This is a genomic window from Kosakonia sp. CFBP8986 (genome assembly GCF_034044935.1).
In the GTDB taxonomy this organism is placed as follows: domain Bacteria; phylum Pseudomonadota; class Gammaproteobacteria; order Enterobacterales; family Enterobacteriaceae; genus Kosakonia; species Kosakonia cowanii.
The window spans coordinates 46,350-72,569 of sequence record NZ_JAXCXB010000004.1 but is presented as its reverse complement, the minus strand read 5'-3'; the positions used below and the strand labels follow the sequence as shown (position 1 = coordinate 72,569).

The window sequence follows — 26,220 nt, the reverse complement described above, 5'->3', positions numbered from 1 at the left end:
GTTTTACGGAGCGGGGTAGGTGTAGACCTGATGCACCGCCTCGATCTCCGCGATCACCTCATCGCTCAAATCCAGATGCAGGCTCTCAACGTTGGTTTTCAGTTGCTCCATCGTCGTCGCGCCCAGCAGGGTGCTGGCGACGAAGGGCTGACGGCGCACGAAGGCCAGCGCCATCTGCGCCGGATCGAGATTGTGCCGTTTCGCAATATCGACATAGGCCGCTACCGCTTTTTGTGACTGCTCGCTGCTGTAACGGGTAAAGCGGCTGAACAGCGTATTGCGTGCACCTGCCGGTTTCGCACCGTTCAGGTATTTGCCGGTCAGCGTACCAAACGCCAGGCAGGAGTAGGCCAGCAGTTCAACGCCCTCATACTGGCTCACTTCCGCCAGACCCACCTCAAAGCTGCGGTTCAGCAAGCTGTAGGGGTTCTGGATCGTCACAATGCGCGGCAGCTCGTGCTTCTCCGCCAGTTGCAGGTAACGCATCACGCCAAACGCCGTTTCGTTCGAGACGCCGATATAGCGAATTTTACCGGCGCGCTGGCACTCGGTAAGGGCTTCCAGCGTTTCCAGTAAGGTGATGACCGGCGCGCTCTCAACCCAGCTGTAGCCCAGCTTGCCAAAGCAGTTGGTCTGGCGCTGCGGCCAGTGAACCTGGTAGAGATCGAGATAATCGGTTTGCAGGCGCTTGAGGCTCTCATCAAGCGCGGCGCGGATATTTTTGCGATCGAGTGCCTGGTTCGGGCGAATGCCGCTATCGCTGTTGCGGCTCGGGCCGCTCACTTTCGAGGCGATAACCAGTTTTTCGCGGTTGTTGCGCTTCGCCAGCCAGTTGCCGACGTAGGTTTCCGTCAGGCCCTGGGTTTCCGGGCGCGGAGGGACGGGGTACATCTCTGCGACATCAATCAGGTTAATGCCCTGGCTGACTGCGTAATCAAGCTGTGCATGGGCGTCGGCTTCGCTGTTTTGTTCACCAAACGTCATTGTGCCCAGCCCGAGGGTGCTTATTTCAAGCGAACTGTGGGGGATACGGTGATAGTGCATAGCCGGCTTCCTTAAACAAACATGCCACGTCAGTTGAGCTGACAAAGGAATATAACCATGGCAGAGGGGAAGCAAAAGGGAAAGGAAAAAATGGATTAAAGGCCAGCAGGTTACTGACCTTTATAGGGAATTTTTAACGCTCAATAATCTGGGATACGTCATCGCGGTTAATCTGCATTTTGTTGCCCTGCTGATCGTGATAGCTCACCAGTCCGGTGTCATCATCAATCTGCGGCTTACCATCCGTCAGAATCATTCTGCCGTCTTTGGTCGACATCACATAATCGCTGCTGCAACCGCTGACGGCGCATGCCAGCCCGACCGCGGAAATAATCACTGCCCACTTCTTCATCGTTCGTATCCTCTCGGCTTTTCCTCACAGAAGTGTAGTAATAACGTGCCCTTATGCGATGAAAAAGCGGGATTATCTGAAAATTATTGCTGAGAGGGCGCAAACCGCCAATTACACCGTTATAAGACGAGGGCGTTTCGTTAAGCGCCGGTGCACGCTGTTACGCAGCGATTTAGCGGCTAAAACAGACTATATCGATAACGCAAAATGGCGCGCAAGCAGCGCACGGGTAAAGTTCTTTTTCAGATAAAAACCGCGCGGCAGGGTCAGAATCGGCTCGCCGTGCTCGCCGATGGCTTCGGTTAACGCTTTACTGTTGGCCGCTTTCGGGCGCAGCTGCAGCACTTCCCCATGACGGGCGGTAATGCGCGTGACCTGGCCGAGCACAATCAGATCCATTAACTCTTCCCAGTCCTGGCGCAACTGCTGCTCCTCATCGGCGTCCGGGCTCCAGAGCAGCGGCGATCCCACCCGACGCTCAGCAAGGGGAATGGTGCGCGATCCCTCGACAGGTACCCACAGGACGCGCTTAAGCTTATGGCGGACATGGCTGGTTTCCCACACCACGCCTGTGTTGCCGGTCAGTGGTGCTACGCAGACAAAGGTGGTTTCCAGCGGACCGCCCAGCGGATCTATCGGGATAGTTTTCAGCTCCACGCCCAGCGCCGCAAAATCCTGCTCCGGCTTACTGCCTGCGCTCGCTCCCAGCCAGCGCTCCAGCAGCACGCCGATCCACCCTTTATCGCGCTTCAGATCGCGCGGCGTCGGCATTCCGGCCAGTTCAGCCAGCTCGCCTAACGTATAGCCTGCCAGCCGCTGCGCCTGAGCCAGCAGCTGCGCTTCGGTTTCGGGAGGAGAGGTGAGAGGGGCGATTACACACATGCTAAAACCTTTTGGTTAAAAAATAGACAGCAGTTTTCCACCGCACGGCAGAAGTTTATCTTGTTCAGGGAAAAAAGAGCAATGCAATGATTTATAAGCTAATTTAGCAGAGCGGTTCGCGTGTTGCGCAACAGGCCGCGAGGTTTTCCAAATCTGGTCACTGACAATGAACAGGATCTTACACCCTGTTATCCACAGAAAAGTGGGATAAGTGGGAATAACCACGACTACTGTTTCCATTTACAGCCTTGACGCGGGAGCAAAATCGAATTTTTGCACAAAATGTGCCTAACTTAGTGGCATAATCTGTGGATAAATTCGGCTCTGCTCGATCTTTCATCAACGCCAGGATCCTAAGCGTGACGATCGTCACAAAACGGCAGTGGAAAGGGGTTTTCGATGCACTAAACCAATGAATTACGGAGAGTAATTTTTTGCGCATCTTAAGCCATTATTCAGACTACTCTGGGTTTTCCCTGGGTAATTCCATACTTCTTCACAACTCTATCCACAGAAAAGGTGAATAAAACCCCTCGGCATGATGCGGGTCTGTTTATAAGTGTGATGATAACTGTGAGTTATTCAATTGTTATTCGTTTATCTCCCTGTCATAGAGTGGTTTACCGTTTTCCGGGAGTGTGAAACAATCGCTTTATTCAGGTTTATTTTGAGGTAGTCCGGTGATTGATGACGATGGCTACCGCCCAAATGTGGGAATCGTAATCTGTAATCGACAGGGTCAGGTCATGTGGGCCAAACGCTTCGGACAGCACTCATGGCAGTTTCCCCAGGGGGGAATCAATCCTGGAGAATCTCCGGAGCAGGCCATGTACCGGGAGCTGTTCGAGGAAGTGGGCTTAAGTCGTAAAGATGTTCGTATCCTTGCTTCTACCCGTAACTGGTTGCGTTACAAGTTACCGAAACGTTTGGTGCGTTGGGACACAAAGCCGGTTTGCATCGGCCAGAAACAGAAATGGTTTCTTTTGCAGTTGATGAGCAACGACAGCGATATCAATATGCAAACCAGCAGTACACCCGAGTTTGATGGCTGGCGTTGGGTGAGCTACTGGTATCCTGTTCGCCAGGTTGTGTCGTTTAAACGCGACGTCTACCGGCGGGTGATGAAAGAGTTTGCAGCCGCTGTGCTGGCGCTTCAGGAGACCCCTGTGAAGCCGCAAAGCGCGCCTGCCTGGCGACGGAAACGAGGTTAAGCCACCCACATTATGCTCACCCGACTGCGAGAGATTGTTGAGAAAGTTGCCAGCGCGCCACGTCTTAACGAAGCGCTGGAGATACTGGTTACCGACGTTTGTCTGGCGATGGAAACCGAAGTATGTTCGGTCTATCTCGCAGATCACGACAGGCGCTGTTTCTATCTTATGGCGACGCGCGGTTTGAAAAAGCCGCGCGGCCGCACTGTTACGCTCGCATTCGATCAAGGTATCGTCGGCCTGGTAGGCAGGCTGGCGGAGCCTATCAACCTTGCCGACGCGCAAAAGCACCCCAGCTTTAAATTTATCCCCTCGGTGAAAGAGGAGCGGTTTCGCGCTTTTCTTGGTGTGCCGATCATTCAGCGCCGCCAGTTGCTTGGCGTACTGGTGGTGCAGCAGCGCGAAATTCGCCAGTACGACGAGAGCGAAGAGTCCTTCCTCGTTACCCTCGCCACCCAGATGGCGGGTATTCTTTCCCAGTCTCAGCTAACCGCCCTGTTTGGCCAGTATCGTCAGACCCGTATTCGTGCGCTGCCTGCCTCGTCCGGCGTGGCGATTGCCGAAGGGTGGATGGATCAAACGCTGCCGTTGATGGAGCAGGTTTACCCGGCTTCAACGCTGGATACCTCCCTTGAGCGGGAAAGGTTAACGACCGCGCTGGAAGAGGCGGCAAATGAGTTTCGTCGCTACAGTAAGCGCTTCTCCGCTGGCGCACAAAAAGAGACGGCGGCGATCTTTGACCTCTATTCGCACCTGCTCTCCGATGCGCGTCTTCGCCGCGAGCTATTTGAAGAGGTCGACCGCGGTGTGGTCGCCGAGTGGGCGGTAAAAACCGTTATTGAGAGCTTTGCCGCGCAGTTTGCCGCCCTCAGTGATGGCTATCTGAAAGAGCGCGCGGGCGATCTGCGCGCCCTAGGTCAGCGCCTGCTGTTCCATCTCGATGACAATATTCAGGGGCCGAATAGCTGGCCGGAACGCTTCGTGCTGGTGGCAGACGAACTCTCTGCAACGACGCTTGCCGAGTTGCCCCATGACAGGCTGGCGGGCGTGGTGGTGCGCGATGGCGCCTCCAACTCCCATGCCGCGATTATGGTGCGCGCGCTGGGCATTCCTACGGTTATGGGGGCCGATATTCAGCCTTCAGCGCTGCATCGGCGGACGCTGATCGTTGACGGCTATCGTGGTGAGCTGCTGGTCGATCCTGAACCGGTATTGCTGCAGGAGTACCAGCGTCTCATCACGGAAGAGAATGAGTTAAGCCGTCTTGCCGAAGATGACGTTAACCTCGAAGCCCGCTTAAGCAGCGGCGAGCGCGTTAAAGTGATGCTCAACGCCGGGTTAAGCCCTGCCCATGAAGAGAAGCTGGGCAAGCGAATCGACGGCATTGGGCTCTACCGCACTGAAATTCCTTTTATGTTGCAAAGCGGTTTCCCCTCCGAAGAGGAGCAGGTGGCGCAGTATCAGGGCATGTTGCAGATGTTCAACGACAAGCCGGTGACGCTGCGTACGCTGGATGTCGGCGCCGACAAACAGCTGCCCTATATGCCGATAAGCGAAGAGAACCCCTGTCTTGGCTGGCGCGGCATTCGAATTACCCTCGATCAGCCGGAGATCTTCCTGATCCAGGTGCGCGCAATGCTGCGGGCAAACGCTGCAACCGGCAACCTCAGCATTCTGCTGCCGATGATCACCAGCATTGATGAGGTGGATGAGGCGCGCAGGCTGATTGAGCGTGCCGGGCGGGAAGTGGAAGAGATGATCGGTTATGCCATTCCGAAACCGCGCATTGGCGTGATGCTGGAAGTCCCCTCGATGGTGTTTATGCTGTCGCACCTGGTTAACCGCGTCGATTTTATTTCTGTCGGCACCAATGACTTAACCCAATACATTCTTGCTGTCGATCGTAACAATACCCGTGTAGCGAATATGTATGACAGCCTGCACCCGGCGGTGCTGCGCGCGCTGGCGATGATTTCAGGCGAAGCTGAACGGCTGGGGATCGATCTCTGTTTATGCGGAGAAATGGCCGGCGATCCGATGTGCGTCGCGCTGCTGATTGGCATGGGCTACCGGCATCTTTCCATGAATGGTCGCTCGGTGGCGCGTATCAAATATTTGCTGCGCCGCATTGATTGCGAGGAGGTCCAGGCGCTGGCACAGCGTGCGCTGGAGTCCCAGCTGACAACCGAAGTGCGCCACCAGATTGCAGCTTTTATGGAGCGGCGCGGCCTCGGCGGGCTGATCCGCGGCGGGATTTAAGCGACGGTTTAGTATTGCCCACAGAGCCGGCCTTTCGGCTCTGTGGGCAATATGCCTGATGGCGGCTTCGCCTTATCAGGCCTACCAGGGCAGACCTTCTTCGGTGGCCGGATAAGCATTGTTTTGTAGGCCGGATAAGCGCAGCGCCATCCGGCAGAGGCTGCGCACCGGGCTTTGCCTTTCGTAGGCCGGATAAGCGTAAGCGCCATCCGGCAGAGGCTACGCAGCGGGCTTTGCCTTTCGTAGGCCGGATAAGCGTAAGCGCCATCCGGCAGAGGCTACGCAGCGGGCTTTGCCTTTCGTAGGCCGGATAAGCGCAGCGCCATCCGGCAGAGGTTGCGCACCGTGCTTTGCCTTTTGTAGGCCGGATAAGCGCAAGCGCCATCCGGCAAGGGCTCTGCGCAGAACCTCCGCCTGCACCCGTTTCGTTTATACATAACTTTTACAACATAGCGGCAACCTGCCTGGTGTGCCTTATGCTATGATTCGCAGCTTTGGAGCGGCCGCCAGGCGCGACTGCGTCGGTGTACCGCTGTCCACTTTCGGCGGAATAACAACAAGTTGTGGTGACAGATGAACAGTGGCTATCTGCATTTTCCGGATTTTGATCCGGTGATTTTCTCCATCGGACCCGTATCCCTGCACTGGTACGGTCTGATGTATCTGGTCGGTTTTGTTTTCGCTATGTGGCTGGCAACCCGCCGGGCTAACCGCCCGAACAGCGGCTGGACCAAAAACGAAGTTGAAAACCTGCTCTACGCAGGCTTCCTCGGGGTGTTCCTCGGTGGTCGTCTCGGCTACGTGCTGTTCTACAATTTCCCGCTCTTCCTCGACGATCCGCTCTATCTCTTCCGCGTATGGGACGGCGGCATGTCCTTCCACGGCGGCTTAATCGGCGTGATCGTGGTGATGATCATCTTCGCTAAACGCACCAAACGCAGCTTCTTCCAGGTCGCCGACTTTATCGCGCCGCTGATCCCGTTTGGCCTCGGTGCCGGTCGCCTGGGTAACTTTATTAACGGCGAGCTCTGGGGCCGTGTCGATCCCTCCTTCAAATACACCATGCTGTTCCCTGGCTCGCGCGCAGAGGATATGGCGCTGCTGCCTTCTCATCCTGAGTGGCAATCGATTTTTGATACCTACGGCGTTCTGCCGCGCCACATGTCCCAGCTCTATGAGCTGGCGCTGGAAGGCGTGGTGCTGTTTATCATTCTTAACCTCTTTATCCGTAAACCTCGCCCGACCGGCGCGGTCTCCGGCCTGTTCCTGATTGGCTACGGCGCGTTCCGTATCATCGTTGAGTTTTTCCGCCAGCCCGACGCGCAGTTTACCGGCGAGTGGGTGCAGTACATTAGCATGGGGCAGATCCTCTCCATTCCGATGATTATTGCAGGCGCCATCATGATGATCTGGGCGTACCGCCATCGTTCGCCGCAACACGTTTCCTGAGGAACCATGAAACAGTATTTAGAGTTGATGCAAAAGGTGCTTAACGAAGGCACCCCGAAAAATGACCGCACCGGGACAGGCACGCTGTCTATTTTTGGCCATCAGATGCGTTTTAATCTGCAGGACGGCTTCCCGCTGGTGACCACCAAGCGCTGCCATTTGCGTTCAATTATTCATGAGCTGCTGTGGTTCCTGCAGGGCGATACCAACATTGCCTACCTGCGTGAGAACAAGGTCTCTATCTGGGACGAATGGGCCGATGAAAATGGCGATCTGGGCCCGGTCTATGGCAAACAATGGCGCGCCTGGCCGACGCCGGACGGTCGCCATATCGATCAGATTTCAACGGTCATTGAGCAGCTGAAAAACGATCCGGACTCGCGCCGCATTATCGTTTCGGCGTGGAACGTCGGCGAACTGGATAAAATGGCACTGGCTCCGTGCCACGCTTTTTTCCAGTTCTATGTGGCAGATGGCAAGCTCTCTTGCCAGCTCTACCAGCGTTCATGCGACGTCTTCCTCGGCCTGCCGTTCAATATCGCCAGCTACGCGTTGCTGGTGCATATGATGGCGCAGCAGTGTGATCTTGAGCCGGGTGACTTTGTCTGGACCGGTGGCGACACGCACCTCTACAGCAACCACCTTGAGCAGACGCATCTGCAACTGAGCCGCGAGCCGCGCGCGTTGCCGAAGCTGGTAATCAAACGTAAACCCGCTTCACTGTTTGATTACCGTTTCGAAGACTTCGAAATCGAAGGCTACGATCCGCATCCTGCGATCAAAGCGCCGGTCGCTATCTGACCTCGCTTAGCCTGACACAACCGGCGCGTTAACGTGCCGGTTTTTTTTTGCCTGCAAATCGCTTTTTCGGCACAGCTTCCAGGCTTTTTGTAACCCGCTGCAATCCTCTTTTTTCCTTGCGTAACGCCTCGTAAACCTGCCTTTTCCTCCTCGACGAATTTTTCTCCCGGCGACAGACTGCCGCCATGAAAAAAGAAGATGGCTTTACATTGATTGAAACCCTCGTTGCCGTGGCGCTGATTGTCATTCTCAGCGCAGCGGGGATTTCCGGCTGGCAGAGCTGGCAAGCGCAGCAGCGGCTGTGGCAAACGGCCCTGCAGGCGCGCCATTTCCTTGAGCGCTTACGGGAGGAGGCCAACTGGCGCAACCAGTCGCAGGTTGTTTACAGCGTGCGGGAAGGGGAGCAGTGGTGCTTGCTTAACGCACCGGCGGCGCGTTGCTCAGCGCAGCAGTCGTTAATGATGCGCCCGGCCTGGCCAGACGTTACGCTGGCTGATGTCACGCCATCGCTCGGTTTTTATGGTTTACGCAATACCGCCTGGCCGGGGCATATTCGCCTGCGCAGCAGCGCCGGTGAGTGGCGGGTGGTGGTCTCTGCATGGGGGAGGATCAGGATGTGTCAGCCTGGAGGAGGGAGTGTATGTTAAACGCTCAGCGTGGTTTTTCCTTGCTGGAGACGCTGCTGGCAATGGCCATCGGTAGCGTGCTGCTGCTTGCCTCCGCCCGCTTTCTGCCCGGTCTACAGATTGCCCTTATGCAGCACACCCGGCTGCAGACTATTGAGGACGACCTCTGGCAGAGGTTGCGGGCCGTCGCTAAACACCTGCAGCGCGCGGGTTACTGCAACGGTAGCTGTAATGGTCAGCCACTTTTTATTAGTGCCAAAGGGGAGTGCGTCATTGCGCAGTGGGATGCCAACAGCAATGGTCGCTGGGAGGGCGCACCCAGTAATGACGCCGAACAAACGGCCTTTCGCCTGCAGAACGGCGCGCTGGAAACGCTACGCGGTGCGACCTCCTGCACCGGGAGAGGGTGGGAAAAAGTCACCGATCCCGCGCAGATGCACATCGGGCGCTTTAGCGTGACCCAACGCCGGACGGTAGGTTTAGCGCCGCAGCTCACGATCCAGCTTGCCGCCAGCCTGCCGGGCGCTGCTGAGAAAACGGTGAGCGGCGAGCTAACCGTCACCGGGTATAACCTGTGAATCGGCAGCGTGGCGTATCCTCCCTGGCGCTGGTGCTTCTGTTGCTGCTGCTGGGTAGCCTGATGCTCAACGGCCTTAGCCAGCAGCTAACCAGCCATATCTGGCGGGTCAATCGTGAAGGGCAAGGGATTCGCCGCACCGCAGAGATTTCATCGGCGATGGAGGCGGCGCGGCACAGGCGATGGCCGTCAGAGCCTGCGCTGCAATGCCAGCAGCCTGATGCAGAAGGCGTGCGAAGCTGCCTGCGTATTTTTGCCGAAGGCTCCGCTTTGCTGATCGCCGCCAGCGCAGAAGCGGCATTATGGCGGCTGGGGCGTGTAGATGGTGAGCAGGTTCGCTTCTCGCCCCATGGCTGGAGCGATTTCTGCCCGCTTACGGAGAGCGCATTATGTCAACTTCCCTGAACCGGGAGCGGGGCTTCAGCCTGACGGAAGTCCTGCTGGCGATGGTGCTGATGGTGATGGTGGTCACTGCCCTTGGCGGGTATCATCGCGCGCTGTCCGCCGGGTTTTCCACCGCCAGCCAGTGGCGACAGCTCTGGCGCTATGCATGGCAGCAAGCTCAACCTCACGCGACGCCGCTCCCTTCGGGCTGGCAGGTTTCACGGGGGCAGACAACAACAGAAGGATGTGTCAGCATCAACGTCACCGTTATCTCGCCGCTGGGCAGGCAGGGGAAAATGACGCAACTTTTTTGCCCAAATAGTCAGTAGCCAGGAGCACGTATGTTAAGGGTTTATCACTCCAATCGTCTGGATGTGCTTGAAGCACTGATGGAGTTTATCGTTGAGCATGACAGGCTCGACGATCCCTTTGCGCCGGAAGTGATCATGGTGCAAAGCACCGGGATGGCGCAGTGGCTGCAGATGACCCTGGCGCAAAAATTTGGCATCGCTGCCAATATCACCTTTCCGCTGCCCGCGAGCTTTATCTGGGAGATGTTCGTTACCGTCCTGGAGGACATTCCCAAAGAGAGCGCCTTTAACAAACAGAGTATGAGCTGGAAGCTGATGTCGCTGCTGCCTGCGCTGCTGGAGCATGAAGATTTTGCCATGCTGCATCACTATCTCCACGATGATGATGACAAGCGCAAACTGTTCCAGCTCTGCTCACGCGTGGCGGATCTTTACGATCAGTATCTGGTTTATCGCCCGGAGTGGCTGACGCGCTGGGAGGCGGGTGAACGGGTTGACGGGCTGGACGATGCGCAGCGCTGGCAGGCGCCGCTCTGGCGCGCGCTGGTTGAGCATACCCGCGAGTTAGGCCAGCCCCACTGGCACCGCGCCAACCTCTATCAGCGCTTTATCTCCCGGCTTGAATCGGCGAAAGAGCCGCCAGCCGGGCTGCCTGCCCGCGTCTTTATCTGCGGCATCTCCGCGCTGCCGCCAGTCTACCTGCAAGCCCTGCAGGCGCTGGGCAAGCATATTGATGTCCATCTGCTGTTTACTAACCCCTGTCGCTATTACTGGGGCGATATCAAAGACCCGGCGTTTCTCGCACGGCTCGTCACGCGCCGCCGCCGCCATCACCGGGATGACCGCCAGTTTCCTCTTTTCCGCGATACACAAAGCGCGGAAGGTCTGTTCAATGGCGAAGGCGAGCAGGATGTGGGTAATCCGCTGCTGGCCTCCTGGGGCAAGCTGGGGCGCGACAACATCTTTCTGCTTGCGGGGATGGAGCGCTATGAAGAGCTGGATGCCTTTGTCGACATCACCCCGCGCTCGCTGCTGCAAAACCTGAAGTACGACATCCTTGAGCTGCAAAACAGTGCGGTAGCTGGCGTCACGGCAGAGGAGTTCGCGCGCAGCGATAAGAAACGCCCGCTCGATCCAGAGGATCGCAGCGTTACGGTGCATATCTGCCACAGCCCGCAGCGGGAAGTGGAGGTACTGCACGATCGCCTGCTGGCGATGCTGGAGGAGGATCCGGAGCTGACGCCGCGCGATATCGTGGTGATGGTGGCAGATATCGACAGCTACAGCCCCTATATTCAGGCGGTGTTCGGCAGCGCCAGCGGTGAGCGCTACATTCCCTATGCGGTATCCGACCGCCGCGCGCGCCAGGCCCACCCCGCGCTGCAAGCCTTTATCAGCCTCTTATCCCTGCCGGACAGCCGCTTCGTCTCGGAAGATGTGCTGGCCTTGCTGGATGTGCCGGTGCTGGCGGCCCGCTTCAACATTACCGAAGAGGGGCTGCGCTACCTGCGCCTGTGGGTAAACGAGTCCGGCATTCGTTGGGGGATGGATGATGACAACGTCCGCGAGCTCGAACTGCCGCCAACCGGGCAGCACACCTGGCAGTTTGGCCTGACGCGCATGCTGCTCGGCTACGCCATGGAGAGCCACCGGGGCGAGTGGCAGTCAATTCTTCCTTATGACGAGTCGAGCGGGCTGATTGCGGAGCTGGTCGGTCACCTGGCCTCGCTGCTGATGCAGCTCAATATCTGGCGTCGGGGTCTTGCCGAAGAGCGCCCGCTGGAGGAGTGGCTACCGGTGTGCCGGGAGATGCTTAATGACTTCTTCCTGCCGGATCAGGAGACCGAAGCCGCACTGGCGCTGATTGAGCAGCAGTGGCAGGCGATCATCGCCCAGGGCGTTGGCGCGAGCTATGGCGAAGCGGTCCCGCTCTCGCTGCTGCGTGATGAGCTGGCTCAGCGCCTCGATCAGGAGCGCATCAGCCAGCGCTTCCTCGCTGGCCCCGTCAATATTTGTACGCTGATGCCGATGCGCTCGATCCCCTTCAAGGTGGTCTGCCTGCTGGGGATGAACGACGGCATCTATCCGCGAACGCTTCCTCCGCTCGGCTTTGATCTGATGAGCCAGAAACCGCAGCGCGGCGATCGCAGCCGCCGTGATGATGACCGCTATCTCTTCCTGGAAGCGCTGATCTCCGCCCAGCAGCAGCTCTATATCAGCTATATAGGCCGTTCGATCCAGGATAACAAAGAGCGTTTTCCTTCGGTGCTGGTGCAGGAACTGGTGGACTATATCGGCCAGAGCCACCATCTGCCGGGGGATGAGTCTCTCAACTGCGACGAAAGCGAGCGGCGGGTAAAGGCACATATCACCCATCTGCATACTCGCATGCCGTTCGATCCGGCTAACTATACGGTGGATGAGTGGCAGAGCTATGCCCGCGACTGGCTGCCTGCTGCCAGCCTGCAGGGCGAAGAGCATCTGCCCTTTATCCAGACGCTGGAGACGCCTGCGCTTGAGACGCTGGCCTTTGACCAGCTTCAGCGCTTCTGGGCGCACCCGGTGCGAGCCTTCTTCCAGATGCGTCTGCGGGTCAATTTCCGCCCTGAAGAGAGCGATATTCCTGACGCCGAGCCCTTTATTCTGGATGGACTCGATCGCTACCAGCTTAATAACGAGTTATTGAATGCGCTGGTTGAAGAGCAGGATGCGGAAAAACTGTTCCGCCGTTATCGGGCTGCGGGTGTGCTGCCATACGGGGCGTTTGGTGAGATTGTCTGGGAGACGCAGTGCAAAGAGATGCAGGCGCTGGCCAGCCGCGTTATTGAGCATCGTCAACCGGCAGGCAGCCTCGAAATCGACCTGCACTGCGCGGGTGTTCACCTGACCGGATGGCTGGCCCACGTGCAGCCGGACGGGCTGCTGCGCTGGCGTCCATCGCAGCTTAAGGTCTCGCAGGGGCTGCAACTTTGGCTGGAACATCTTGTCTACTGTGCCAGTGGCGGAACGGGAGAGAGCCGTCTCTTTGTGCGCAAAGATGGTCAGTGGCGCTTCCCGCCGCTGCCGCCCGAAGAGGCGCTGCGCTATCTGGCGTTAATGATCGAAGGCTACCGCGAAGGGATGGCGAAACCCTTGCTACTGCTACCGGAAAGCGGCGGCGCGTGGATAAAAGCCTGTTATGACGCGGCAAATGATGCCATGGTAAAGGACGACGAGACGTTGCAAAAAGCGCAGAGCAAATTTTTGCAGGCGTATGAAGGCAACATGGTGGTCAGCGGAGAAGGTGCCGATGTCTGGTATCAGCGTCTGTGGCGAACCCTCGAGCCGGAGTACTTCGCAGAGATTACCGCGCAGACGCAACGTTTCCTGTTACCGCTTTATCGACACAATCAGCCCGCCTGACGGTATAAAAATTGCGCAGAGGGGAGCCATCCCTTATTATGCGCGACGGTCACGGACTGATATAACACGCGTGCTGACGCTGTCAGCACACATTTACCTGCTACTCCGGCGGTTATCGGGGGAGCAGGAAAAGTTAATGATGAGGTTCGTGAATGCCCCGCAGCACCTGGTTAACTATCTTCGTTCTGTTTTTTGCCCTGTGGGCGCCACTCAGTCAGGCTGACACCGGCTGGCAGCCTGTTAAAGAAACTATCCGTAAGAGTGACAAAGATACGCGGCAGTATCAGGCGATCCGCCTTGATAACGGCATGGTCGTGCTGCTGGTCTCGGATGCACAGGCGGTCAAATCCCTTTCGGCGCTGGTTGTGCCGGTCGGCTCGCTTGAAGATCCCGATAGCCACCCAGGTCTTGCTCACTATCTTGAGCACATGACGCTGATGGGGTCGAAAAAGTATCCGCAGCCAGACAGCCTCGCTGAATACCTCAAAATGCACGGCGGTAGCCACAACGCCAGCACTGCGCCTTATCGCACCGCTTACTATCTGGAAGTGGAGAACGACGCGCTGGACGGCGCGGTGGATCGTTTAGCCGATGCCATCGCCGAGCCGCTGCTGGCAAAGAAGTACGCCGAGCGGGAGCGTAACGCGGTCAACGCGGAGCTGACCATGGCGCGTACCCGTGACGGCATGCGCATGGCGCAGGTGAGTGCGGAGACCATTAACCCCGCTCACCCTGGCGCGCGCTTCTCCGGCGGCAACCTTGAAACCCTCAGCGATAAACCGGGCAGCCCGGTGCATGACGCGCTGCTGGCGTTTCGCGATAAGTTCTATTCGGCCAACCTGATGAAAGCGGTGATTTACAGCAATCGCCCGCTTAACGAGCTGGCGACGCTCGCGGTGCAGACCTATGGCCGGGTTCCCAACAAAAATATCACCCGGCCTGAGATTACTGTGCCGGTGGTAACGGATGCGCAAAAAGGCATCATTATTCATTACGTGCCGGAAGTGCCGAACAAGCTGCTGCGCGTTGAGTTTCGTATTGATAACAACACGGCGGCCTTTCGCAGCAAAACCGACGAGCTGATTACCTATCTGATTGGCAACCGCAGCCCGGGCACGCTCTCGGACTGGCTGCAAAGCCAGGGGCTGGTTGAGGGGATTCGCGGTGACTCCGACCCGGTAGTCAACGGCAACAGCGGCGTGCTGGCCATCTCCGCCACGCTGACGGATAAAGGGCTGGCGAACCGCGATCGGGTGGTCGCCGCCATCTTCAGCTACCTGCAACTGCTGCGCGAAAAGGGGATCGATAAGCGCTATTTCGACGAGTTGGCGCACATTCTCGATCTCGATTTCCGCTACCCGTCGATCACCCGCGATATGGATTACGTTGAGTGGCTCGCCGACACGATGATCCGCGTGCCGGTTGCTCACACTCTCGATTCCGTCAACATTGCCGACCAGTTTGATGCTAAAGCGGTACAGGCACGCCTTGATGAGATGACGCCGCAAAACGCGCGTATCTGGTATATCAGCCCCGATGAGCCGCACAACAAAAAAGCCTACTTTGTTGATGCGCCTTACCAGGTGGAGAAAATTACCCCTGATCGCTTTGCCGCCTGGCAAAAAGATGAGGCGGGGATCGATCTGAAATTCCCGGAGCTTAACCCCTATATTCCGGATGACTTCTCGCTGATTACCCCGGCGAAAAAATACACGCACCCGGAGCTTATTGTTGATGAACCGGCGCTGCGCGTGGTCTACATGCCAAGCCGCTACTTCGCCAATGAACCGCGCGCGGATGTCAGCGTAGTGCTGCGTAATCCGCAGGCGATGGACAGTGCGAAAAATCAGGTAATGTTTGCCTTAAATGATTACCTGGCAGGGCTGGCGCTCGATCAGCTTAGTAACCAGGCTGCGGTCGGCGGCATTGGCTTCTCCACCAATGCTAATAACGGTTTGATGCTAAATGCCAACGGCTACACGCAGCGCCTGCCGCAGCTCTTCAGCGCCTTGCTGGAGGGGTATTTCAGCTATACGCCCACCGAGGAGCAGCTGACGCAGGCGAAATCCTGGTACAGCAGAATGATGGCCTCGGCGGAGAAGGGTAAAGCGTTTGACCAGGCGATTATGCCGGTGCAGATGATATCGCAGGTGCCCTATTTCCCGCGCGAAGCGCGCCGTGCGCTGCTGCCGTCGATCACCGTGCAGGACATTCTTCATTATCGCGATGCGCTGAAGCAGAATGCGCGCCCGGAGTTTCTGGTGGTGGGTAACCTGAGCGAACAGCAGGCGAAAGATCTGGCCCGCAACGTGCAAAAACAGCTTGGCACCAGCGGTAACGAATGGTGCCGCAACAAAGATGTGCTGGTGGATAAAAAGCAGAGCGCCATGTTTGAGAAAGCGGGCAACAGCACCGATTCCGCGCTGGCTGCCGTCTTTGTGCCGACCGGTTTCGATGAGTACAGCAGCTCGGCGTACAGCGCGATGCTCGGGCAGATTGTGCAGCCGTGGTTCTATAACCAGCTGCGCACCGAAGAGCAGCTCGGTTATGCCGTCTTTGCTTTCCCCATCAATGTTGGCCGCCAGTGGGGAATGGGCTTCCTGTTGCAGAGCAATGAGAAGCAGCCCGCCTGGCTCTGGGAGCGCTATAAAGCCTTCTTCCCGACCGCTGAAGCGCGCCTGCGCGCGATGAAGCCGGAGGAGTTTGCGCAGATCCAGCAGGGCGTCATTGCGCAAATGCTGCAAGCGCCGCAGACATTAGGCGAGGAGGCTTCCAAATTGAGCAAAGATTTCGATCGCGGCAATATGCGCTTCGATTCACGTGATAAAGTAGTGGCCCAAATAAAAGCGCTGACGCCGCAAAAACTTGCGGACTTCTTCCATCAGGCGGTGGTTGAGCCGCAAGGTATGGCGATACTGTCACAGATCTCCGGAAGCCAGAGTGGAAAAGCCGACTACGCCCGCCCTGACGGCTGGAAGGTGTGGAAGGACGCCAGCGCTTTGCAGCAATCCTTACCCTTGATGAGCGAGAAAAATGAGTGAAACGACCGCTGAGACCCTTGATCCCCTGCGCCTGCCGCTTACCGGCGAGCGCCTGATTGAAGCCTCGGCGGGCACCGGTAAGACCTTCACCATCGCCGCGCTCTATCTGCGGCTGTTACTCGGGCTTGGCGGCAATGCCGCCTTTCCCCGCCCGCTCAACGTCGAAGAGCTGCTGGTGGTCACCTTCACCGAAGCGGCAACGGAAGAGCTGCGCGGGCGTATTCGCAGCAACATCCATGAGCTTCGTATTGCCTGCCTGCGCGAAAGCAGCGACAACCCGCTCTACGCCAGCCTGCTGGCAGAGATTGAGGATAAACAGCAGGCCGCCCACTGGCTGATGCTGGCGGAGCGGCAGATGGATGAAGCCGCTGTCTTTACTATTCACGGTTTTTGCCAGCGCATGCTCAGCCTCAACGCCTTTGAATCCGGCATGCTGTTTGAACTGAAACTGCTGGAAGATGAAACCCTGCTGCGCTATCAGGCCTGCGCAGACTTCTGGCGTCGCCACTGCTACCCGCTGCCGCGCGATATTGCGCAGGTGATCCACGATTTGTGGAAGGGGCCGCAGGATCTGCTCAGGTCCATCGACCGCTATTTGCAGGGAGAAGCCCCGCAGATCAAATCGCCGCCGCCGGAGGAGGAGACCCTCGCGTCGCGCCATGCGCAGATTGTCTCGCAGATTAATGCGGTGAAACGTCAGTGGCTCGACTCCGTCAGTGAACTGGAGCCGCTGCTGGAAAATTCCGGCATCGACCGGCGCAAGTTCAACCGCGGCAACCAGGGAAAATGGATTGAGAAGATCTCCGCCTGGGCGCAGGAGGAGACCAGTACCTATCTGCTACCGGACGCGCTGGAGAAGTTCTCGCAGGCGTTTCTCGCCCAGCGCACCAAAGCGGGCGGCGTGGTGCCGGAGCATCCGCTGTTTGTCGCCATCGAAACGCTGCTGGCGCAGCCGTTGACCTTGAGCGATCTGGTGCTGACCCGCGCGATGCACGAAATCCGCGACGCGGTCGCAAAAGAGAAGCGCCGCCGCGGTGAGCTTGGTTTTGACGATATGCTCAGCCGGCTCGATCACGCCTTACAAAGCCCGAACGGCGAGGCGCTGGCTGCGGCTATCCGCACCCGTTTTCCGGTGGCGATGATTGATGAGTTTCAGGATACCGACCCGCAGCAGTACCGCATCTTTAGCCGTATCTGGCTGAATCAGCCCGAGTGTGGCCTGCTGCTGATTGGCGATCCCAAGCAGGCAATCTACGCTTTTCGCGGCGCTGATATCTTCACTTATATGAAAGCGCGCGACGAAGTGAGCGCCCGCTACACCCTCGACACCAACTGGCGCTCGTCGCCGGGGATGATCGCCAGCGTCAACCGGCTCTTTAGCCAGATGGACGATGCGTTTATGTTCCGCCAGATCCCCTTCCTGCCGGTAAAAGCGGCTGCGCGAAACAGCGGCCTGCGCTTTGCGGTGAAGGGAGAAAGCCAGCCGTCGATGAAGCTGTGGCTAATGGAGGGCGAAGGCGTTGGCGTCGGTGATTACCAGAGCTTTATGGCCCAGCTCTGCGCGACGCAGATCCGTGACTGGCTCAGCGCCGGGCAGAAAGGCGATGCGTTGCTCTACGAAGGGGATAAAGCGCGGCCGGTAAAAGCTTCGGATATCACCGTGCTGGTGCGCAGCCGCCATGAAGCGTCGCTTATCCGCGATGCGCTGACGCTGCTCGGCATTCCCTCTGTCTACCTCTCCAACCGCGACAGCGTATTTGAAACGCCGGAAGCGCAGGAGCTGCTCTGGTTGCTGCATGCGGTGCTGACGCCGGAGCGTGAAAACACGCTGCGCAGCGCGCTGGCAACCTCGATGCTCGGGCTGACGGCGCGGGATATCGACGCGCTCAATCTTGATGAAGATGCCTGGGATCGGGTGGTTGAAGAGTTCTCCCACTATCGCGAGCTGTGGCAAAAACGCGGCGTGATGGCGATGCTGCGCACGCTGATGAGCGCGCGTAACGTAGCGGAAAACCTGCTTGCCACGCCCGGCGGAGAGCGGCGCTTAACGGACATCTTGCATGTCAGCGAGCTGTTGCAGGAAGCAGGCACACAGCTTGAGAGTGAGCACGCACTTACACGCTGGCTAACGCAGCACATCGCCGAGCCGAACACCAGCGCCGCCAGCGAGCAGATGCGTCTGGAGAGCGATAAGCACCTGGTGCAGATTGTCACCATCCACAAATCGAAAGGCCTTGAGTACCCGCTGGTCTGGCTGCCATTTATCGCCAACTTCCGCGTACAGGACCAGGGCTTCTATCACGATCGCGCCTCGTTTAACGCGGTGCTCGATCTCAGCCATGCCGAAGAGAGCATTGAGCTGGCAGAGGCGGAGCGGCTGGCGGAAGATTTACGCCTGCTCTATGTGGCACTGACCCGCTCGGTATGGCACTGCAGTCTGGGCATTGCGCCGCTGTTTCGCCGGCGTGGCGAGAAGAGCGGGCCAACTGATTTCCACCTTAGCGCATTGGGTCGGCTGATTCAGAAAGGAGAAGCGCTGGACGCCGCCGGGCTGCGTCAGGCGCTGGCAGCGATCTGCAATGAAGAGATTGTGCTGGCCATACCGCCAACGCCGGACACCGAGCGCTGGGAGTTACCGCAGCCGCAGCCGCCCGCGCTCAGCGTGCGCGAAGTGATGCGCCGGGTCGCCGATGACTGGCGCGTGACCAGTTACTCCGGCTTACAGCAGCGCGGTCACGGCCTTGCTCAGGATCTGCTCCCGCGTCTGGATGTCGACGCCGCAGGCGAGCGCGAGGTGCAGACCCAGCCGATGCTGACGCCGCACCAGTTTCCGCGCGGCGCAGCGCCGGGCACTTTTTTGCACAGTCTGTTTGAAGATATTGACTTCACCCAGCCGGTATCACCGGAGTGGGTGGCGGAAAAGCTGCTGGTGGCTGGGTATGAGGAGCACTGGCAACCGGTGCTGAGCAGCTGGCTGGAGACGGTGCTGCACGCGCCGCTAACCCCAGCGGGAGTCTCTCTTAGCCAGTTGACGGCCAACGATAAACAGGTCGAGATGGAGTTTTACCTGCCCATCAGCGCCACGCTGAGCGCAGAGGCGCTCGATAGCCTGATCCGCCGCTACGATCCGCTATCGGCCGGCTGCGCGCCGCTCGATTTTCGCGACGTGCGCGGGATGCTGAAGGGCTTTATCGACCTGGTGTTTCGCCATCAGGGGCGCTACTACCTGCTCGATTACAAATCCAACTGGCTTGGCGAAAACGCGCAGGCCTATACGCAAGAGGCGATGGCGGCAGCCATGCAGTCCCATCGCTACGATTTGCAGTACCAGCTCTATACCCTGGCGCTGCACCGCTATCTACGCCACCGCATCGCCGATTATGACTATGAGCGCCATTTCGGCGGTGTGATCTACCTCTTTTTACGCGGCGTGGAGGCGCAGCAACCGGAGCAGGGGATTTTCACCACCCGCCCGGAGGCGGCGCTGATCGCCCGCATGGATACCCTGTTTGCAGGTGAAGTACCGGAGATGACGCCATGAATGTGCAGGCTTTACTGCAAGAAGCGATGGAGCAGAAGCTGCTGCGTCCGCTGGACGTGCAGTTTGCCCTGACGGTGGCTGGCACGGAAGAGCCCGCCTTGCTGCTGGCCGCGGCGCTACTGAGCCGCGATGCCGGAGAGGGGCATGTCTGTTTGCCGCTCTCACGCCTGACGCCCGAAGTGTTCGGCAGCGATTCGCCGCTCGCACGCCAGCTGTTTGAGATGGCCGGGCCGCCCGACGACTGGCAGGCACTGCTGCTTGCCTCACCGGCAGTTGGCGACGGCAGCGGCGCAACGCCGATTATTTTGCACGATGCGCGCCTCTACCTGAACCGTATGTGGTGGAACGAGCGACGCGTCGCGGAGTTCTTTGCCGCACAGGAAGCCGTTGATGAGGCGGATGAAGCACGCCTTTCTGAGGCGCTGGCCTCACTCTTTCCGCCAGACAATGAAGCCGATGTGAACTGGCAAAAAGTCGCCGCCGCCGTGGCGCTTACCCGGCGAATTTCGGTGATCTCCGGCGGGCCGGGAACCGGTAAAACCACCACCGTGGCGAAGCTCCTGGCGGCGCTGGTACAAACGCTCAATGGCAGCCGCTGCCGTATTTGCCTGGCTGCGCCCACCGGTAAAGCCGCCGCGCGGTTAACCGAATCCCTCGGCAACGCGCTGCGCCAGCTACCGCTTGATGAGGCGCAAAAAGCGCTGCTGCCGGATGAGGCCAGCACGCTGCACAGGCTGCTCGGCGCACAGCCGGGAAGCCAGCGCATGCGCCATCACGCGCTCAACCCGCTGCATCTGGACGTGCTGGTGGTGGATGAGGCGTCAATGATTGACCTGCCGATGATGTCGCGGCTGATTGATGCCCTGCCGCCGCGGGCGCGGGTGATCTTCCTCGGCGATCGCGATCAGCTGGCCTCCGTTGAGGCCGGTGCGGTGCTGGGGGATATCTGCGCCTGGGTAAATGCCGGGTACAGTGCGACGCGCGCGGCGCAACTCTCACGCTTAACCGGTGCGAAAGTGCCCGCAGGCGAAGGCGAGGCCGCCACCGCGCTGCGCGACAGCCTCTGCCTGCTGCAAAAAAGTTACCGCTTCGGCAGCCACTCCGGCATCGGGCAACTGGCCGCCGCGGTTAACCGCGGTGATAAGCGCGCCACCCAGGCAGTCTTCAGCCAGGGTTTTGAGGATATTGAGCGGAAACCGCTTAACAGCGCCGAGGCCTATCAGGAGATGATTGACGACGCGCTGGCAGGCTATGGGCACTATCTCTCGCTGGTGCAGGGCCACGCCGAGCCGGAAGCGATTATCGCCGCCTTCGGCGAGTACCAGCTGCTCTGCGCGTTGCGCGAGGGGCCGTTTGGCGTCAGCGGGCTGAATGAACGGCTTGAGCTGGCGTTGGTGCGTCAGCGTAAAATTACCCGCCAACCCTTCTCGCGCTGGTATCACGGCAGGCCGGTGATGATTTCGCGCAACGACTCCGCGCTGGGGCTGTTCAACGGTGATATCGGCATTGCGCTGGATCAGGGGCAGGGGATGCGCGTCTGGTTCCCGCTACCCGGCGGGAAGATCAAGTCGGTGCAGCCAAGCCGTTTGCCGGAGCATGAAACCGCCTGGGCGATGACGGTGCATAAATCGCAGGGCTCGGAGTTCGATCACGCCGCGCTGATCCTGCCTGCGCAAAACGTGCCGGTGGTGACGCGCGAGCTGGTCTACACCGCGATTACTCGCGCACGTAAACGGCTCTCGCTCTATGCCGATGAGCGCGTGTTGGGCCAGGCGATTGCCACCCGCACCGAGCGGCGCAGCGGTCTTGAAGCGCTGTTCAGCGCCCTGAAATAAAACGCCCCGCACAGGGCGGGGCGTGAATCAGGTCAGATCGGCCATCAGCACTTTTGAGCGCCGCTGGTAGTTGTACATCTGCTTTTTGGTTTCAGGCAGCGAGTCGATATCCACCGGCGTAAAGCCGCGCTCCTGGAACCAGTGAATGCTGCGGGTGGTGAGTACAAACAGCTTGCTGAGGCCCATCTGCCGCGCCTGCAACGCAATACGCTCCAGCAGCGCTTCGCCGCGTGACGAGCTGCGATAATCAGGATGCACGGCCACGCAGGCCATCTCGCCAATCTTCTCTTCCGGGAAGGGGTAGAGCGCCGCGCAGGCGATAGTCAGGTTGTCACGCTCAATAATCGTGAACTTATCGATCTCCATCTCCAGCTGCTCGCGGGAGCGGCGCACCAGAATGCCCTGCTGTTCGAGCGGGCGAATCAGTTCCAGAATGCCGCCGATGTCGTTAATGGTGGCGCGGCGGATCTGCTCGGCGCTCTCCATCACAATCTGCGTGCCGATACCGTCGCGGGAGAAGAGCTCCTGCAACAGCGAGCCATCTTCCTGATAGCTGATTAAGTGGCTGCGACGCACGCCGCTGCGGCACGCTTTTACCGCGCCGCGCAGGAAACGCACGGTGCCGGAGTGGTAGTCGCCGCGCTGCTCCAGCTCTTCGACACGCGCTTGCGCGTCGTTAGGGAACAGTTCAGAAACAATTTCGCCTTCATCATTCATGACACCCTGCGATGAGCAAAAGCCGATCATCTTCTCCGCTTTCAGCTTGATCGCCAGCTGGGTGGCAATCTCTTCGGAGGTGAGGTTAAAGCTCTCCCCGGTCACGGAGACGGCAACCGGCCCCATCAGCACAATCGCGCCGCTATCGAGCTGGCGGTGGATCGCCTCTTCATCAATACGGCGAATACGCCCGCTGTGGCAGTAGTCAACGCCGTCATCGACGCCCAGCGGCTGCGAAATAATAAAGTTACCGCTGACCACGTTGATGTGTGCGCCCTGCAGCGGCGTATTGTTTAGGCTCATCGACAGCCGTGCGGTGATATCCAGCTGCAAAAGCCCTGCGGCCTGTTTCACCAGTTCAAGGGTTTTGGCGTCGGTAACGCGAGTGTGTTTGTGGTAGATCGGTTCGTGGTGATGTTCAGCAAGGTTGGCGTCGATTTGCGGGCGCGCGCCATAGACCACCACCAGCCTGATCCCGAGGCTATGCAGCAGGCCGATGTCGTTGACAATGCTGGAGAAGTTTTCATGCTCGATAGCTTCACCCCCGAGCATGATGACGAATGTCTTTCCCCGATGGGCGTTGATATAGGGAACGGAATGGCGAAATCCCTGCACCAGTTCGGTTCTGCGCTCTTTGACCACGGCCTGTCCTCACTGCATGATTATTCGTAAAAAGTGTATTTTTATTCTTCTATTGCCTTCGCTGCAAGCACAAATTTTCTTAACCCAGGATTCTCCCGTCTTTGTGAAGCATAGCGCCAGACATATGTTTACCCTTTAAAAGATGACAGTTTATGCATCATTCGCTAAAGTTTTCCGTCAATTCTGACGTTAAGCATTATTTAAACAAATTGCTCGGGAGAAGCATGTCGGGAAGTCATTCAGCGCTGAGCCGCCGCAAATTATTACAGGGTGCGGGGGCGATGTGGTTATTAAGCGTGAGCCAGGTTGGCCTGGCCGCCGTCAGTCAGGTGGTCGCCGTGCGCGTCTGGCCTGCGTCGAGCTATACCCGTGTGACGGTGGAATCGAACCGCGTGGTGAAGTACAAACAGTTCGCCTTGAGCAATCCCGACCGTCTGGTGGTGGATCTGCAAGGCGTTCACCTCAACTCCGTGCTTAAGGGCATGGGAACGCAGATCCGCAGTGACGATCCCTTTATCAAATCAGCCCGTGTGGGTCAGTTCGATCCGCAGACGGTGCGCATGGTGTTTGAACTTAAGCAGAATGTGAAACCGCAACTCTTTGCGCTGGCGCCGGTCGCAGGCTTCAAAGAGCGTCTGGTGATGGATCTCTATCCGGCGAATGCGCAGGATGTGCAGGATCCGCTGCTGGCGCTGCTTGAAGAGTACAACCAGGGCGATCTTGATAAGCAGGTGCCGCCCGCGCAGAGCGGCCCGCAGCCGGGCAAAGCCGGGCGTGACAGGCCAATTGTGATCATGCTCGATCCCGGTCATGGCGGTGAAGATCCGGGGGCGACGGGGAAATATAAAACCCGTGAGAAGGATGTGGTGCTGCAAATCGCCCGCCGTCTGCATGCGCTGATCGAGAAAGAGGGCAATATGAAGTCCTATATGACCCGCAACGAAGATGTCTTTATTCCGCTGAAGGTGCGGGTGGCGAAAGCGCAGAAGCAGCGCGCCGACCTCTTTGTCTCGATTCACGCCGATGCCTTCAGCAGCCGCCAGCCGCACGGTTCCTCCGTCTTCGCGCTCTCGACCAAAGGGGCGACCAGTACAGCGGCGAAATATCTGGCGGATACGCAGAACGCGGCAGACTTGATTGGTGGCGTAAGCAAAAGCGGTGACCGCTATCTCGATCACACCATGTTCGATATGGTGCAGTCGCTGACCATCAACGACAGCCTGAAGTTTGGCAAAGCGGTGCTTAATAAGCTGGGGCGCGTCAATAACCTTCATAAGAACAGCGTCGAGCAGGCGGGCTTTGCGGTGCTGAAAGCGCCGGATATCCCGTCGATTCTGGTTGAGACGGCGTTTATCAGTAATGTGGAAGAGGAGCGTAAGCTCAAGACCGCAAAATTCCAGCAGGAAGTCGCAGAGTCGATTCTGGCAGGGATTAAAGCCTACTTCGCGGATGGCGCGACGCTGGCAAGAAGGGGATAACAGAATGGCGCCGAAAGGCGCCATTTTTTTCTCTTGTTTGCTGCGCGCTTTTACAAACGCCAGAAACAAAAAAACACCCGTTAAGGTGTTTATTGTGTTGGTTGCGGGGGCCGGATTTGAACCGACGACCTTCGGGTTATGAGCCCGACGAGCTACCAGGCTGCTCCACCCCGCGTCCGTCTGTTTACACTTCCATCATGTAAACTTTTTCTTTCTTCCACATTTTAATTGGTTGCGGGAGCCGGATTTGAACCGACGACCTTCGGGTTATGAGCCCGACGAGCTACCAGGCTGCTCCATCCCGCGTCCGTGGAAGCGCACTATACGCCGTAGACGATTTGATGCAACCTTTTTTTGCGACATTTGTCGATTTAAGGACTTTATGTTTAAAAACAACACAATGTGCTTAAGATTTAAACAAAACTGGTGTCGGAATGTTCTTGTGCATTTCATTAGCCACAGCGGTTTGTTATCTTCATCCGGCTTGGGGTTAACCAAAAGATGAGAAACAATGAAAGCACGTTGGGCTAAGTTCGTACTCACAGGCGCGATGGTGGCACTTCTCGCGTCCTGCTCTTCTAAACCGACCGATCGCGGTCAACAGTATAAAGACGGAAAATTCTCTCAGCCTTTTTCCCTCGTTAATCAGCCTGACGCCGTGGGCGCACCGATCAATGCTGGAGACTTCTCCGAGCAGGTGAGCCAGATCAGAGGCTCTGCACCGCGCCTTTATGGCAACCAGAGCAGCGTCTATAACGCCATTGAAGCCTGGCTGCGCGCCGGGGGCGATACCCGCTCGCTGCGCCAGTTCGGCATTGACGCGTGGCAGATGGAAGGCACAGACAACTACGGCAACGTGCAGTTTACCGGCTACTACACGCCGGTGGTGCAGGCGCGCCACACCCGGCAGGGCGAGTTCCAGTATCCTATCTACCGCATGCCGTCAAAACGCGGCCGCCTGCCTTCGCGCGCGGAGATCTACGCCGGGGCGCTCAGCGAGAACTATGTGCTGGCCTACAGCAACTCGCTGATGGACAACTTCATTATGGATGTGCAGGGCAGCGGCTATATCGATTTTGGCGACGGCAGCCCGCTCAACTTCTTTAGCTACGCCGGTAAAAATGGCCATGCCTATCGCAGCATCGGTAAAGTGTTAATCGATCGCGGTGAAGTGAAGCGCGAAGATATGTCGATGCAGGCGATCCGCGAGTGGGGCGAGAAGCACAGCGAAGCCGAAGTGCGTGCGCTGCTGGAGGAGAACGCCTCCTTTGTCTTCTTTAAACCGCAATCCTGGGCTCCGGTAAAAGGCGCCAGCTCCGTGCCGCTGATTGGCCGCGCGTCGGTTGCTTCTGATAAAACCGTGATCCCGCCGGGCACCACGCTGCTGGCGGAAGTGCCGCAGCTGGACAGTAAAGGCAAATTCAACGGCCAGTATGAGCTGCGCCTGATGGTGGCGCTGGATGTGGGTGGGGCAATTAAAGGCCAGCACTTCGACATCTACCAGGGTATCGGCGCAGAAGCCGGGCATCGGGCCGGCTGGTATAACCACTATGGCCGTGTCTGGATATTGAAGAACGCGCCGGGCGCGGGTCTGACGGGCAACGTCTTTAGCGGCTAAGGGAATGTGGTAAACTCTTCACCCCTTCCGGTCCCGGAGGGGGTTCTCTG

General features: G+C 58.2%; 18 protein-coding genes and 2 tRNA genes. 14 read left to right on the top strand and 6 right to left on the bottom strand.

Annotated elements, in window-relative coordinates; translation table 11 throughout:
* Positions 1-3 precede the first annotated feature (3 nt).
* From SOM48_RS10025 to mutH, 3 genes are all read right to left on the bottom strand, one after another.
* On the bottom strand, positions 4-1,044 hold the full coding sequence (locus SOM48_RS10025) for an NADP(H)-dependent aldo-keto reductase (RefSeq protein WP_023481132.1): 1,041 nt from the start codon (positions 1,042-1,044) through the stop codon (positions 4-6).
* A 133-nt stretch (positions 1,045-1,177) separates the two neighbouring features.
* Positions 1,178-1,396, bottom strand: a complete 219-nt coding sequence (locus SOM48_RS10020; RefSeq protein WP_023481134.1) for a YgdI/YgdR family lipoprotein — start codon at positions 1,394-1,396, stop codon at positions 1,178-1,180.
* Between the two features lie 189 nt (positions 1,397-1,585).
* Positions 1,586-2,278 (bottom strand): DNA mismatch repair endonuclease MutH, encoded by a 693-nt coding sequence (mutH, locus tag SOM48_RS10015; protein WP_320511868.1) that lies wholly within the window; start codon positions 2,276-2,278, stop codon positions 1,586-1,588.
* A gap of 680 nt (positions 2,279-2,958) precedes the next feature.
* Here mutH and rppH point away from each other — a divergent pair.
* The 12 genes from rppH (at position 2,959) to recD (ending at position 21,715) form a co-directional block, all read left to right on the top strand.
* Entirely contained in the window at positions 2,959-3,489 is a 531-nt protein-coding gene (gene rppH / locus SOM48_RS10010) for an RNA pyrophosphohydrolase (RefSeq protein WP_034813806.1), read from the top strand.
* Between the two features lie 12 nt (positions 3,490-3,501).
* The gene (gene ptsP / locus SOM48_RS10005) at positions 3,502-5,748 is read left to right on the top strand and encodes a phosphoenolpyruvate--protein phosphotransferase (RefSeq protein ID WP_023481129.1); all 2,247 of its coding nucleotides are present in this window, start codon (positions 3,502-3,504) and stop codon (positions 5,746-5,748) included.
* 573 nt (positions 5,749-6,321) lie between these two features.
* Positions 6,322-7,197 carry a prolipoprotein diacylglyceryl transferase gene (gene lgt / locus SOM48_RS10000; protein ID WP_042713403.1) on the top strand — a complete coding sequence of 292 codons (876 nt, stop codon included), beginning with the start codon at positions 6,322-6,324 and terminating at the stop codon, positions 7,195-7,197.
* Between the two features lie 6 nt (positions 7,198-7,203).
* Positions 7,204-7,998: a thymidylate synthase gene (thyA, locus tag SOM48_RS09995; RefSeq protein WP_042713402.1), complete on the top strand. Its 795-nt coding sequence runs from the start codon at positions 7,204-7,206 to the stop codon at positions 7,996-7,998.
* 185 nt (positions 7,999-8,183) lie between these two features.
* Positions 8,184-8,645, top strand: coding sequence for a prepilin peptidase-dependent protein (locus tag SOM48_RS09990; protein ID WP_320511867.1), 462 nt, complete (start codon positions 8,184-8,186; stop codon positions 8,643-8,645).
* A complete protein-coding gene (locus tag SOM48_RS09985; RefSeq protein ID WP_315081304.1) occupies positions 8,639-9,202 on the top strand; it encodes a prepilin peptidase-dependent protein in 564 nt (187 codons plus the stop codon). Before SOM48_RS09990 ends, SOM48_RS09985 begins: the two co-directional genes overlap by 7 nt.
* Entirely contained in the window at positions 9,199-9,606 is a 408-nt protein-coding gene (locus SOM48_RS09980) for a DUF2509 family protein (protein WP_320511866.1), read from the top strand. Before SOM48_RS09985 ends, SOM48_RS09980 begins: the two co-directional genes overlap by 4 nt.
* Positions 9,591-9,914, top strand: a complete 324-nt coding sequence (locus SOM48_RS09975; RefSeq protein WP_042713398.1) for a prepilin-type N-terminal cleavage/methylation domain-containing protein — start codon at positions 9,591-9,593, stop codon at positions 9,912-9,914. Before SOM48_RS09980 ends, SOM48_RS09975 begins: the two co-directional genes overlap by 16 nt.
* A gap of 12 nt (positions 9,915-9,926) precedes the next feature.
* Positions 9,927-13,298: an exodeoxyribonuclease V subunit gamma gene (gene recC, locus SOM48_RS09970; RefSeq protein ID WP_320511863.1), complete on the top strand. Its 3,372-nt coding sequence runs from the start codon at positions 9,927-9,929 to the stop codon at positions 13,296-13,298.
* 152 nt (positions 13,299-13,450) lie between these two features.
* A complete protein-coding gene (gene ptrA / locus SOM48_RS09965; protein ID WP_076769144.1) occupies positions 13,451-16,339 on the top strand; it encodes a pitrilysin in 2,889 nt (962 codons plus the stop codon).
* Positions 16,332-19,880 carry an exodeoxyribonuclease V subunit beta gene (gene recB / locus SOM48_RS09960; RefSeq protein WP_320511862.1) on the top strand — a complete coding sequence of 1,183 codons (3,549 nt, stop codon included), beginning with the start codon at positions 16,332-16,334 and terminating at the stop codon, positions 19,878-19,880. Before ptrA ends, recB begins: the two co-directional genes overlap by 8 nt.
* Positions 19,877-21,715, top strand: coding sequence for an exodeoxyribonuclease V subunit alpha (gene recD, locus SOM48_RS09955; RefSeq protein ID WP_320511861.1), 1,839 nt, complete (start codon positions 19,877-19,879; stop codon positions 21,713-21,715). The genes recB and recD overlap by 4 nt, the downstream gene beginning before the upstream one ends.
* 27 nt (positions 21,716-21,742) lie before the next feature.
* On the opposite strand, the gene argA is transcribed toward recD, so the two are convergent.
* Positions 21,743-23,074, bottom strand: a complete 1,332-nt coding sequence (argA, locus tag SOM48_RS09950; protein ID WP_023481070.1) for an amino-acid N-acetyltransferase — start codon at positions 23,072-23,074, stop codon at positions 21,743-21,745.
* A 224-nt stretch (positions 23,075-23,298) separates the two neighbouring features.
* On the opposite strand from argA, the gene amiC reads away from it, so the two are divergent.
* A complete protein-coding gene (gene amiC / locus SOM48_RS09945; RefSeq protein ID WP_023481090.1) occupies positions 23,299-24,552 on the top strand; it encodes an N-acetylmuramoyl-L-alanine amidase AmiC in 1,254 nt (417 codons plus the stop codon).
* Positions 24,553-24,650: 98 nt separating this feature from the next.
* Here the strand turns inward: amiC and SOM48_RS09940 are convergent.
* Together SOM48_RS09940 and SOM48_RS09935 are read right to left on the bottom strand one after the other, a co-directional pair.
* Positions 24,651-24,727: transfer RNA gene (locus SOM48_RS09940), tRNA-Met, on the bottom strand.
* 54 nt (positions 24,728-24,781) lie between these two features.
* Positions 24,782-24,858: transfer RNA gene (locus SOM48_RS09935), tRNA-Met, on the bottom strand.
* A gap of 205 nt (positions 24,859-25,063) precedes the next feature.
* On the opposite strand from SOM48_RS09935, the gene mltA reads away from it, so the two are divergent.
* Positions 25,064-26,170, top strand: coding sequence for a murein transglycosylase A (gene mltA / locus SOM48_RS09930; protein ID WP_054803751.1), 1,107 nt, complete (start codon positions 25,064-25,066; stop codon positions 26,168-26,170).
* Positions 26,171-26,220: the final 50 nt, after the last annotated feature.